The organism is Peribacillus sp. P4_C12, from assembly GCF_056402095.1.
This window is the reverse complement of the sequence record NZ_JBFUIB010000084.1, coordinates 1-12782: the sequence shown is the minus strand read 5'-3', so window position 1 is coordinate 12782 and position 12782 is coordinate 1. Positions and strand designations below refer to the sequence as shown.

At 38.6% G+C, this 12782-nt stretch carries 11 protein-coding genes; 3 read left to right on the top strand and 8 right to left on the bottom strand.

Features of this window, described 5'->3' with window-relative positions:
• On the top strand, positions 1 to 571 hold a 571-nt coding region (locus tag AC1DUW_RS13225), incomplete at its 5' end, for a Ger(x)C family spore germination protein (protein WP_477642713.1).
• 326 nt (positions 572 to 897) lie between these two features.
• Here the strand turns inward: AC1DUW_RS13225 and AC1DUW_RS13220 are convergent.
• The 7 genes from AC1DUW_RS13220 to AC1DUW_RS13190 all read right to left on the bottom strand — a co-directional run bounded on the left by AC1DUW_RS13220 (position 898) and on the right by AC1DUW_RS13190 (position 10235).
• Positions 898 to 1035, bottom strand: a complete 138-nt coding sequence (locus AC1DUW_RS13220) for a hypothetical protein (RefSeq protein ID WP_161804979.1) — start codon at positions 1033 to 1035, stop codon at positions 898 to 900.
• A 40-nt stretch (positions 1036 to 1075) separates the two neighbouring features.
• Positions 1076 to 1309: a hypothetical protein gene (locus AC1DUW_RS13215; RefSeq protein WP_053348776.1), complete on the bottom strand. Its 234-nt coding sequence runs from the start codon at positions 1307 to 1309 to the stop codon at positions 1076 to 1078.
• 211 nt (positions 1310 to 1520) lie between these two features.
• Entirely contained in the window at positions 1521 to 3116 is a 1596-nt protein-coding gene (locus tag AC1DUW_RS13210) for a spore germination protein (RefSeq protein WP_477642712.1), read from the bottom strand.
• A 748-nt stretch (positions 3117 to 3864) separates the two neighbouring features.
• Positions 3865 to 7683 carry a bifunctional 2',3'-cyclic-nucleotide 2'-phosphodiesterase/3'-nucleotidase gene (locus tag AC1DUW_RS13205; protein WP_053348774.1) on the bottom strand — a complete coding sequence of 1273 codons (3819 nt, stop codon included), beginning with the start codon at positions 7681 to 7683 and terminating at the stop codon, positions 3865 to 3867.
• A gap of 536 nt (positions 7684 to 8219) precedes the next feature.
• Positions 8220 to 8678 (bottom strand): DinB family protein, encoded by a 459-nt coding sequence (locus tag AC1DUW_RS13200; RefSeq protein ID WP_053348773.1) that lies wholly within the window; start codon positions 8676 to 8678, stop codon positions 8220 to 8222.
• A gap of 166 nt (positions 8679 to 8844) precedes the next feature.
• Positions 8845 to 9672 (bottom strand): GNAT family N-acetyltransferase, encoded by an 828-nt coding sequence (locus AC1DUW_RS13195; RefSeq protein WP_236695042.1) that lies wholly within the window; start codon positions 9670 to 9672, stop codon positions 8845 to 8847.
• A gap of 401 nt (positions 9673 to 10073) precedes the next feature.
• Entirely contained in the window at positions 10074 to 10235 is a 162-nt protein-coding gene (locus AC1DUW_RS13190) for a YvrJ family protein (RefSeq protein WP_082527571.1), read from the bottom strand.
• 156 nt (positions 10236 to 10391) lie between these two features.
• Between AC1DUW_RS13190 and AC1DUW_RS13185 the strand changes: the two genes are divergently transcribed.
• Together AC1DUW_RS13185 and AC1DUW_RS13180 are read left to right on the top strand one after the other, a co-directional pair.
• Positions 10392 to 11015, top strand: a complete 624-nt coding sequence (locus AC1DUW_RS13185; RefSeq protein WP_053348772.1) for a sigma-70 family RNA polymerase sigma factor — start codon at positions 10392 to 10394, stop codon at positions 11013 to 11015.
• Positions 11008 to 11226, top strand: a complete 219-nt coding sequence (locus AC1DUW_RS13180; RefSeq protein WP_053348771.1) for a hypothetical protein — start codon at positions 11008 to 11010, stop codon at positions 11224 to 11226. Before AC1DUW_RS13185 ends, AC1DUW_RS13180 begins: the two co-directional genes overlap by 8 nt.
• Before the next feature lie 144 nt (positions 11227 to 11370).
• Here the strand turns inward: AC1DUW_RS13180 and AC1DUW_RS13175 are convergent.
• On the bottom strand, positions 11371 to 12782 hold a 1412-nt coding region (locus tag AC1DUW_RS13175; protein WP_477642711.1), incomplete at its 5' end, for a penicillin acylase family protein.

Here is a 12782-nt window from a genome sequence, read left to right as displayed (position 1 = left end):
GAATGKAGAAATGATTGATCCCCCTGCTCGTTTGAGGTTTAAAGGACTAGCGGTATTTAATGATGATAAATTAGTTGGCTGGTTAAATGAGAAACAAAGCAAAACGTATACTGTCATTACAAATAAGGAGAAAAGTACAGTTGTGAATATACCGTGTCCTAAAGGCGGAAAAGCTGTGTATGAAGTGAAAAAGTCAAACACGAAAATAAAGGGTAAGATAAAGAATGGAAAACCTGAGATAGATCTAAATATTCGTGTGGAAGGCAATTTAGGCGAAGTAGAATGTCATATCGATTTGACAAAACCAGAAACGATTGAAAAATTAGAGAAAATTTATGAAAAAGAAGCGAAGAAATTTTTCATAAATTCAATAAAACAGGTACAGAAAAATGAGAAAGTAGACATTTTTGGATTTGGTGAGGCGATTCATCGAGCTGATCCTGAAGCCTGGAAAAAACTCAAAAAAGATTGGGATAAAAATTTTGAGAACTTGCCTGTAAATATAGAGGTACAAGGAGAAATCCGAAACGTAGGTACAGTTGGTAATTCCTTTTTAGACAAGATAAAGTAATTAGTTTGTTTTATCAAGAATCAAGAAATGGGGTTACGTTGTGTTTCATGATATCCTTTTATTAAATGGAATCTATTTGCACATGGCCCTCATTGCTGTACCCCTAATAAGGGATACCCGCACAATAACGAGTACTCTTTTAAAATTAATCAGATTTTCCAGTCATCATATTAGTAGATTTATTTCAAAAAGAAAAGAAACTGTCGCCAGCTCCTGATGTGAATGAAGGCCTCAATGCTGGCACACAACTAATTAACTTCTTTTAGCCATTCGTTATTAAATTGCCTCTCTTTTAATTCATGTCTTCGCTATGAGCGACATGAGGATCATTTTCCGCCAATAAGTGCGCTTCTTTCAAATGTTTTTTGAATATGGACAACTAAACGGCCTGAACCACCGCGAAAGGTCCTCTGATCAAGTTCGTCTAAATACTCGATATGAAGTGGAACTTCCTTATTTTTCAACTATATGCCCGTTCTAAGCATTTTTTGCATATTCTCATTTTCACTTTAATAATTTCTCAATCATGTCGGAAAGCGGTTTATAAATTGCTGTAATCCAATCTAGTGGATTGGGAATCTTGATATTCAGTGCTTGGGAAATGCTTAACGCGGTTCCGAATAGTAGAAGAACGGAAAATATCCATAGTTCCTTTTTTAATTTTTTCCTCAACAGACTAGGAACATCAATAGCGATAATTATAGCGACGATGACAAGGATTACTGTAACAGCCAACAAATTCTACTACTCCTTTCTCTTTTTGCTTTATAACAGAATAGGATACTGTACCGTCAAATCTTTGTATCTACCCAGACAAGTCAAAATTGTTTATTCCAATCCTTCATATACCTTTTTGGTAGCTTAGAATCGCCATGTTAAATGGCTTTATCCAACTAAATAAAAGCGTTTTGTGTATTTTGATACCATTTTGATAACTTTGTTGTCAATCTCACACTTTATCCCGCGGCGGTTTCGGTGCCGAGGTATGCTCGCGTTTATTGTTTTTCTGGCTGATTAAACGGGGGCGAGCAAACATCCCCCATCTCGGTACCCGAATAAGCGTATCCTTCATGTCTTCACCGATAAAAGGAGCAAAAGGACTCATATAGGGAACCCCATAGGAACGCAAGCTGCACAAGTGAAGAACAAGTGCAATGACCCCAACGATTATCCCGAATAAGCCAAAAGAAGCGGCAAGCGCCATCATCGGGAAACGGAGCATTCTAATCGACATAGAAATGGTAAATGACGGAAGGACGAAACTTGAAATAGCCGTGATTGCAACAACGATTACCATGGCGGCCGATACGATTCCAGCCTCTACTGCCGCTGATCCAATCACCAGTGTCCCTACAATAGATATAGCTTGTCCTATAGCTTTTGGCATTCGTAAACTAGCTTCCCGCAAGATTTCAAACGCAACTTCCATCATAAGAGCTTCAAAGAATGCAGGAAAGGGAACCCCTTCACGTTGAGAAGCTAGACTGATCAGAAGTCTAGTTGGTAACATTTCCTGATGAAACGTGGTGATAGCGATATATAAGGACGGTCCTAGTAGAGCAATAAAAATAGTAAAAAAACGAAGCAAACGAATAAGGGTGGCAATGTCTGCACGCTGATAATAATCTTCCGCGGAATGTATAAAGGAGACGAACAGTGCCGGGACGACTAGAACAATCGGCGTTCCGTCCACTAGTATGGCGACTTTCCCTTCCAACAGCTCGGCGGCAATCACATCAGGGCGTTCAGAATAATACATAGTCGGAAAAGGAGTGTGCGTTTCATCTTGAATCAATTCCTCAATATAACCACTTTCTAGGATTCCATCGATATCGATTCGATCCAGACGCGTGTGCACTTCTTCGACAACTTTGTCATTCACAATTCCATCGATGTACATGATTGCTACATCGGTTTTAGTCAATTTTCCAATTTTTTTCGATTCCAACCAAAGTTGAGGAGTCTTTATTTTTCGTCGAATTAACGACGTATTGGTACGCAAACTCTCCGTAAAACCTTCCTTTGGTCCCCGAACGACGGTTTCCGTGGTGGATTCCATTACACCACGGTCTTTTCCACCACGCATACCGATTGTAAAACCTTGTGCATATCCATCCAATAAAAGAATAACATCCCCTGATAACAGGGAAGTAAATAAAGAACTGAATTCCGTAACATCCTGTATGTCTCCAACCGCAAGGATGCGGCCTTTCAATACTTGTAAAACATTTTGTTGATACGATATCATTTGCTCTTGATCAGGATGGATATCTAACATGAGTGRTTCCAGGATAAAGTTCTGAATGGAATTAGTGTCCACCAATCCATCCGTATAAAAAATACATGCTTTAACGTTTGGCTCTTTGCCAATTTGTATTTCTCTAATCACGATATCGCTGCTATTTCCAAGCTGCTGCTTTACATGTTGAATGTTTCCTTGGAGGCTTGTTTTTAACAAGTCTTTGTTCGTTTCCTTATTCTTATCGTCTTGCTTGAATGAGGAGAGGTTAATGCTGTTTTTTCTTTGTTTTTTAAATAAACTCATACATTTTATCCCCCTCTCAGTCTTTTTCTTTTTCAGAAGGTAGAGTTATTAGATTTCTTCCAAAATTCTTGAGAAAAAATTTGATAAGTTAATTGGGTTTTTAAAGCACTTGTCATTTCATATTTTATTCTCTACTATGTATTTGCTAATTCATTATGGTCAATTGCTTGTGAAGGTTGTATATACATAATTGGCCTAGTGACAGAGAATCCCCGATTTCAATGTTATTAATGCCACTCATAGGTCTTTCTAAAATAAAACTGCAAATGAGGTCTTTATTAGCTAACCCATTTATCTAAATAATCTGGACTGTTTTCAAATACAGGGTTTTCTCCCTTTTTTTTATTATCCGGTTGCTTGATTTGGTCATTTTCTTTTAACACTCCAAGTTTATAGTGTTACCTAATGAAGTGTTCGATGTCTTCGCTATTATCATGCCTATTTTCCAATTTTTAATACTTTTAGGGAATAAATACTTTTCATGATACCCTGCACGGAACAACCTTACTGACACTCATTACTTTAATTGCTTTCGAGATGCGACCGTATAGCAGGAATAGTAATGTTCCCGAACTTTTGTATGTTCAGAAAAAATTAATAGAAAAGAGAGCGTCCCTTTGTATTACGGAACGCTCTCTTTTTAATATTTTTGCGAGTAAATCCTGCAAATTCACGAGTAAATACATAAAACTTACGAGTAAACACACAAAATTCACGAGTAAACTTTAATTTGACTGGTAATCTTCAATTAATTATTGATATTCGTAATTCTGTCTTCTATACCTGCCGTGATCTTTCCACCTTTAAAGGTATCTTTCACATAGTTAACGAAAGCTTCTAGATCAGCATGTCCAAACACACGCTCTTTTCCTATTAAAACGGTATAATTATCGCCACCGCTTGCCATGAAGTCATTGACGGTCACTGTGTAAGTTTCTGTATCCTCAATTGGCGTTCCATCCGCTTTCTTCAATAAAGTGACACGTTCCTTGACAGGTTTACTGAAATCGGCCGTATAGCTCAATCCTGAGATTTGTAACGTTTTCGGAGAGCCTTCAACAATCCATTGCTGTTGAAGCAATGTTTTCACTTCAGCCCCAGTTAGTTCAAGTCGGACCAACACATTTCCGAACGGCTGGATTTTCGCTAAATCAGAAAAGGTAACTTCTCCTTTTGGAATATCTGCGCGAATTCCACCTGGATTCATGAAGGCAAAATCAGATTTCAAATCGGCCTTCATGGAGTCCGCAATTAAATTCCCAAGACCAGTTTCTTGTGTATAGGCATTGGCTCTTAAAAATTTCTCATCCGTTGTCCCTAGTGGGGTTTTCAATTCAGGGAACATGTCTAGATAACCGTTAATAAATTTAGTCGTCCCAGCATCTGGTGTGATGCCATCTTGTGTAACTGTAACAATTTCGGCTGACTTTTTAACAATATCCTTTGTGTTTGGATCGATTTCCAAATCAACATCTTCAAAGGCCGTTCCATAAGAATAAGCCTGTACAATCAATTTATTATCTACATAGTTATTGACCCTTGCATGATTATCTCCAGCTAAAATTACATCGACTTCATCATCTACCGCTTTGGCAAGATCAGCTACTTCACCAGTAATGACACCGTCTTTTTCAGTACCTGGGTCATGCGAGATGACGACAATTGATTTTACACCTTTTTTCTTCAACTCATTAACCGCCTTATTTACGGCAGGTGCCTGTTCTATAAATTCCACATTCTTAATGCCATCCGGACTGACTTTTTGAGGTGTGGCATTCGTGACTATACCTATGAAACCAATATCAACCCCGCCGACCTTTTTTATGACGTAAGGGTCCAAAATAGGTTTTTTCGTGTCTTTATATACGACATTGGCAACCACATACGGAAAGTTCAATTTATCAAATACTACATCCGATGTAGGCGACTTTCCGCCATTGATTTGAGCCATCAGAGTTTCTACCCCTTTATCGAACTCATGGTTCCCGACCGTTCCTACATCAAATTTCATATTATTTAAAAACTGAAGCGTCGGTTTGTCCTGGACCAAAGAGGAAACAGGAGCACTTGCCCCTACTGCATCCCCAGCTGATAGTAAAAGTGTATTTTCAGGGTTTTCAGCTTTACGCTGCTTTAAGTGCGCCGCTAAATAATCAGCTCGACCTTGTTTGACCCCACTAAATTCAGAAGTAGTGTCCAACTGGCCATGAAGATCATTGATTCCGAGCAATTGCACTTTAATGTTTTCTTTCCCCAGATTGAATTTGTAAATACCAAAGCCTTTATCATCTTTTTTACCTGTATAAGAAATCAGGCTATCTTCATTTAAATATTCCGCCCCCTTTGGTGATGAGGTGAACGTAACATTCACCTTGCCTGAAATCGGGGCAATCGACCAGTTATTGTCAGCGGTTGGATTGATCTCCTTCTCTTGTGTAATGTAATCCATCAAGATCTGGCGATTTTCATCCGCAGAGTCAACTACGTATTCGCTTCCCTTGACTCCTGGGAAGTTTCCACCGCCCGAAGCACGGTAATTATTCGTCACGACGATGAAATCCTGATTAGGATTGACTACTTCACCATTATATTCTAAATCGGTAATCCTGCTTGAATCTGACACTTTTATTCCTTTTTCATCATAACGCGGAGCCTTAGTGACATCGATTTGATACGTAACACCGTCAATCACATCAAAATTATAGACGGCAAACTTCCCATTAAGCAATTCCTGTTCCTCAGTCTTAGCCGGATCAATTGTATTATATTTCCCCGCAGACATTTCAAGCCATTCTTTTACTACGGAACCTTTGATTTTGATCGCTTTCAAGGTATTATCGTATAAATATAAGTCACCGGCGCTGCGAATTGTCAAACCACCTTTTTTTATTTCGGTGAATTCTTCGACTCCATTTCGTCCTGCTTTGAAAGGAGCTCCTACAGAGAGAATAGGCAAGTCTTTGTATTCAGGTCGGTTGCTTTGGATGTATTTTTCTACATACCATTTTTGTGCGCTTGTCACGACTTGTACAGAAGGATCATCTTGCACAAGGGCGAAGTAACTATGAATTGGAGCGGTAGTCGTTCCAATTGGTGTGTTAACATACTTGATCGTTCCTTCGTGATCCTTTTTAACGGCTTTGACGACAGATACATCTTCAGCTGCTTTTTTCCCTGTTATTTTGTCGTTGATTGCTCGTGTTGATGAATCTGAGTTAACGACTTTCCATTTCCCCTTGATATTCTGGATATCAAGATCGATAATCCCTAGATTACTACCGCCATATCCTGCTTGAACGGCCGGTACACCATTAATTGTACCCTTTTTATTATCCACACCTTTAAGAACTTTTCCTTGGCTATCTTTAAATAAGCTGTCTAAAGAAGCTTCATCTTGTGCCGGAAAGACTTTATGTGTATGGGAGAACGTGATGGCATCGATATCAGACACTTTACTTAATGAATAGATGACATCCTCGGTGTTCTTTGTGTCGCCATTAAAACCAGAGTGTGTAAGTGCCACGATGACATCTGCACCCTTTTTCTTCATTTCAGGTACATATTTTTTTGCTGTTGTGACGATTTCTTTTGTAACGACCTTACCATCAAGGTTCGTTTTATCCCAATCCATGATTTGTGGCGGAGCAAATCCGATGTAGCCTACTTTTACGGATTTTTCAGCTCCATTAATATCTTTTACTTTCTTGGTGACAATTTTATAAGGGGTATATTTATTTTTGTCGTTTTTTGGATTTTTATCTTTATCCTTTTTATAAATATTTGCATTTACATAAGAGAAGTTCGCATCGTTGATGGCTTCATCTAAATAGGATAACCCATAGTTGAATTCGTGATTGCCAAATGTAGCTACATCATAATTAAGCAAATTCATTGCTTTATAGACAGGGTGGACTTCACCTTTCTTCAGTGGAACTACCTTCGCTTTGTATGTACCAAGCGGTGTACCTTGAATAAGGTCTCCATTATCTACTAAAACACTATTTTCCACTTCTTTTCTCGCCTGCTTGATTAAAGTTGCTGTGCGTGAAAAGCCGACTGAATCTGATACAGCATCTTTATAATAATCATAGCTTACTAGATTTGTGTGTATATCTGTCGTTTCCATAATCCTTAGTTCAAACGGGGCATCGGAAACAGAGGTTGCTAGGCTGGTGCCAAAATTGCTCGTATTGCCGTTATACTTGGAGACTACGGATATCTTAATCCAATAACCTGATTTGTACGAGTTGAAGTATGCGGAAAATTTCTGGGCTGATTTAATATCCGTCTCAACAGCTGACTGTGAAACGACCTTCTTTCCATTCATTAGCTGGAAGACAACAGTTTCCTTCCCCGTATTTCCTTTTTTCGGTGTGACCGTTACTGTAGCTTTTGCCCCATTTGTATAATTAACAGTAGGAGCTGAGATGACAAACGGTTTAGTCGTGACAGGTTTCTTGGCAGCCTCTTTGGCGGATGTCTCCATCGGTACGGTAAATGGAGCCGTAATTAAACTCACAGCAAGAACCGGGGCTAGTATTTTTTTTACATTGGACTTAAACGACATACTTCACAACCCTTCTATATTTTTTGTAAAATTCTAGAATAATATAACATGATTTTGTCGAAAAAGTGTCATAATTTACCTCAATATTAAGAAACTATAATAAAAAGTACTATTTTAACTAATTTTCACTTTCAAATATATGTAACTATTAATAAATTTTATCGAATCATGGTAGGCAATCTCCCTTTAGTACTTGCAAAGAGGCTGACTCATTCATATGAGCCAGCCTACTAATTATAGATTAACTTGTAGTTTCTTCTTTCTCTGCCGATCTTTTTCTAATTGGAACGGTTTTATGTGACAGTCTGTAATCCTTTTGAATCGTCTTATAGAATGAAAGCATGATCAACAGATACAGACTGCAATCCGGATAATCCACTTACTAAAAGCAGGACTAATGTGTTTTAAAAAAATAAGTTTATTCCCTACTTTTCAATCCCTAATCCTCCATTATAAAAAAACGGTAGGAATTAAATATCTAAAAAGCCGGTAAAGCAGGTTCCTTTACCGGTTTTCTTTCATGCTTAAATAAGAACTTACAAAACTCGATCAATCACACTGGCAGATACCGGTTTGATTCCGATTTCCCTCGACCAGATAGACAGCTGGCCAATATGATGAATTTCATGGGCAATCAGATGGCGTAATATCCTGCCTATTTCATATGTCCCTTCCATCCAAGATGGCTCAACTATATCATTCTCCAAATCAGGTGAATACGAGTACAAAAAATCTTTCACTTCAGAATGATAACGTTCCGATAAGCCTTTTACCTTCTCGATTGTATTGTAAGAATCCATATCAATCTCGATATCTGGCTTTCCTTGAATCGTCCGAATCCAACTGTATTCAACATCAATAATATGAACGAGTGTTTTTAAGATAGTGCCCATCCCACCACTCCGCTGCCGTAAAAGTTCAGCACTCGGTACAGTCTGGCACCACTCAAACCACTCTCTTCTCACCTGCCAGTTATAGGTGAATAACGTTAGCATCCTATTCCCCCCTTATGTACCTTCACCCAAACATCATCATGCGAATTCCTCAATGCTTTTTGTTTCTATTTATTTACTCAGTCAGATATCTCACTTAGTTTTAACTGACAGACCGTTTTTAAGTTGACCCATTGAATCCACTCATACAATTATGTCATTCAGCCTTCTAACATTTATACTGATAATAATCCTGGCGTTGAATGGTTTTGAATCCGCAAGATTCATAAAGTCTTAAAGCATAATCATTGGTTGCTTCTACTTCAAGAAAAATATCATACCCAAGTTGCCGTTGTTCGGCTACAATCTTTTTCAGCACCTTTCTGCCAAGCCCTTTTCCCTGGTATTCCGGAAAAATTGCAAATCCATAAATCCATGCTTCTCCGCCCGAATGATCAACACGGATTTTACCGACCGCTCGACCATCTTTTTCAATCATCATTGTTTTCAAAGTATCCTCGTATTGAACACGTTGATAATAATCTCGCGCTTCTTTTTCCGAAAACTTAAAACAATGAACATCCAGCTGAATTTCCGTTTCCGCATCATCTCTGTTTGAAGGACGAACGACCACATCCTCATAATTATCCAGCTCCATGTTTGACCATTTCATTTGATACTCAGAAAAAGAAAACTCACATGGCAGTTGCTTCATAAACCCATGCCCTGAATGAGATTGGGCAGGGGTATTCAGGATAATTAGTTTATAGTCCCGCTGCAAAGCAGTCCTTAAAGCTTCGTCCATTAAATCTGTAAAAATCCCTTGCCTTCGGAAGTCTGGATGAACCATCCCACACATCTCTACTTTATTCCCGAAATCATAAAGACCAAGAAAACCGACAAGTTTGACTCCCACGTAATGAAAGAAATCATTCTTCATTACACCATTTCTGCTGCGAAGCGTCTCCCAATTTAGCTTTAAAGTAAAATCTTCCTGTTCACATCTCTGTTGTAGACTTTCGATATCATCGAGCTGTTTTTTATTCAAAATTGTCACCCCTTTTCCATAATATCAGTTTATTACCAAAAAATAAGAAAAGCAGCACCCTTTATTGGGATGCTGCAAGCTTTCTATAAGTTTATTTATTAAAGTTGTTTTTTTAAAAGTATTTTCACTTTAACCTATAAAACTAAAATCGTATGAGAGGAGGATTTCCTACCTAATTCTATTGTCGGATGAATTATAGTAGTAAAATGATTCAATTTGACGATTATTTATCACCCATTTTATGGTATATTCCAAATAATGGAGTATCATTATCCCTATCCGAATCAAAAGGAGGAATTTAATGGACTCACTTTCCATCGTCCCGAATTCTTTATACCCGAATTTCGGATCCTCTTTTGTATAGAATCCGAAATTCGGTTTTCACTACCTAGCGACGTAACGTCCTGAGGTTATCGTTTCGTTTTATGAGCGGACTTTTTTAAGTTCTCGACGTCCGTTGTCAGTTCTTTTAATTTTTTACCGAAGCGGAAGAGCAAAAACATAGAAACGACGAATGGATAGCCAAAATCGCTAACTAATGACACCCACATAGTAGCATCCTCAATCATCATCCTCTTCACCCCTTTTCTTGTATCTGATATCTAAAGTGAAACTTGTTTCAGAAAATCAATCTAGCACTATTGATTTATGGTAAAAAGAACGAATGTTCGTATATAATTGATTTATTCCCCTTGTCTATCACTTTAATAATTAAAGGAGGGATAGCAATGAACAAGTTAACTTCTCATTTTTTTTCTCATTCATTAGAATTTTTACAACAGCATTATTCGTCATTCTTCGAACAGCCAATCATTCAATTATTTTTACAGAATCCAGAGCATTTAAAGATTTTCACTGATACTTTAGATTCCCCTTCTACACACAACATTGGTCATCTCAACGAGACCTTTAAAATTTTCTATTATCGGGCAAGAGTATACAAATACATGTGCTCTTTAATTTACTTCTTCTCAGTTGATTTTGATAAAAGAGCACGAAAACAACGGGAACGCTATCGAATGGTACTTGATGCGACACCAAAGGATAACGGAAGAATGATGGACCGAATTGGCAACTTGGATGGACGACTTGAAAAGATGGGGGAAACCAATGAACTATCCTCCCACATTAGTGATGAAAAATTGATAGAAGCCTTGAAAAATTTAACAACCAAGCAAAACCTGGTACTGACCATGGCCTTTACCTATGGACTATCCAACAAAGAAATTGCGGCTTATTTTCATGAGTCACCTCAGAATATTTCAAGCATCCGTAAACAAGCTCTCAAAAAACTGCAAAAGTACTATATGAATGATGTTTATGATAGGAAGGAGAAAAGGTATTGTGGATAAAAAACTCTCAAAAGAAGAATTAATTGACCTAATTGATTCTTTGAATCCTAAAATAAAAAAATCATTAAAAAACACACATTATCAAGACAGAAATGACCTAGAGCAAGAGATCAAACTCAAAATCATTGAATCATACGAAAAAATAGCCGCTATCGAAGCACCAAATTTCGAAGAGTTCCTTGCAGAATTCTTAACTAAACAAAAACGTTAAAAGAGTACCAAGTTCAGCTCACGCTGGACTTGGTACTCTTTTTTTACCGCTGCCATGTATTGTGTCAATTAAGTACTTAATCGCATCACTCCAGTATCATAAAAAGCCTTACTTCTATCAAAGCAAGTAAGGTTACGCTAATTCTTATGGGTTTATTATCAGTTTATCGCCTTTTGGATGATCTAATACGGTTTTATGATAGGTTCCGTCAGTCCAATCATCAAGCTGATCGTGGTACCATTTGCTTTTAACGTTACCTGATTGACCCGGACCAACGAGATGGTAGCCTTGATTCATATCAGATAAATCGATGACAAAGCGCCATGAGCCTCCATGATTGACGGTTCCATCATCTAGAAATGCTGCTGCCTGTACGGTGACACTGCTGCCGCCGACTGGAATTCCACCGTCGCTGTTAAACAAATGATTCAACGGAACGACACTCGATAGAGGATGGTTAAAGCGAACTTGGTGATAATCCCCCMACTCCCAATCAGCTATGTCGTTACCCTGTGATTTCTCCAGATCCTTCAATGTCTGTTGTAATGACTTTGCGAGTACTTGCTCAAGTCCGCCCGCTTCTTCTATCCAAGGACCTGGCTTCCCGTCCAGTGCCCGCCGCAGCAGTTCATCAATGGCAGATCGCCTTCCATTAAAGAGGTTGAGAGTTTCCTCTGGTATTTCATCCATAAGCAGAACTTCCCCTATCTTTTTCATCCAGACATTAAAAATCATCGGCGCTGCTGCGTCTATAGAATCAATGTTATTCCATTTCTTCAGAATTCTTATAGCTTGGTCTTCCTGTTTACCAGATGAGCCTTTCAATACCTCTAAAAATTGAGGGACAAACTCCTTAGCCTGTAGGTTTAACTGATCCATCTGCAGACTTTGCATATCCTCGGTGGTGAGTTTTTTATTAGCATGTAAAAACTCCTGGATCCTCATCTGACGGTAAGGCTGCGCCCAGTTATTGCTGATATGGTAAGGATAATCATCGGATATAACCTTATTATTTGCTGTCGAAATAAATCCTGATTCTGGATTGATCGTTTTTGGGAGTTCATCGAACGGGATATAGCCTATCCATTCATATTCATCGGTCCAGCCAGGGACAGGTAACATACTATCCCCTTTTTTCCGAATTGGGATTTTCCCGTTCGCCTTATAAGCAATAGTCCCATCGACCGAAGCAAAGACAAAATTCTGTGCCGGCGTTTCAAATTTCAAGAGGGCTTTTTCGAATTCTTTCCAGTCTTTCGCTTTATTCATATTCAATACCGCTTCCAGCTCGGCAGATGGATCAAGTGCTGTCCACCTTAACGCAAGGACAGTATCTTTTCCACTTTTACCAGCAAACTCAGAGACAACCGGCCCATGGCGGGTAACCGTCACTTTATAATCGAGCGTCTTACCGTCCTTCACCTTGATCGGTTCGTTCATGATATCAGCTTTTTCCCAATCATCTTTGTAAGCAAACTCATTCTCGTTTGCCGGATTTCTCTTTTCGATATACAGGTCCTGAACATCCGGCCCCGTATTGGTCACACCCCAGGCAG

What these genes read in the sequence shown, in the direction of transcription:
- AC1DUW_RS13205 (WP_053348774.1), bottom strand. Translation starts at nt 7,683, where the DNA reads ATGTCGTTTAAGTCCAATGTAAAAAAAATACTAGCCCCGGTTCTTGCT.
- AC1DUW_RS13200 (WP_053348773.1), bottom strand. Translation starts at nt 8,678, where the DNA reads ATGCTAACGTTATTCACCTATAACTGGCAGGTGAGAAGAGAGTGGTTT.
- AC1DUW_RS13190 (WP_082527571.1), bottom strand. Translation starts at nt 10,235, where the DNA reads ATGATGATTGAGGATGCTACTATGTGGGTGTCATTAGTTAGCGATTTT.
- AC1DUW_RS13185 (WP_053348772.1), top strand. Translation starts at nt 10,392, where the DNA reads ATGAACAAGTTAACTTCTCATTTTTTTTCTCATTCATTAGAATTTTTA.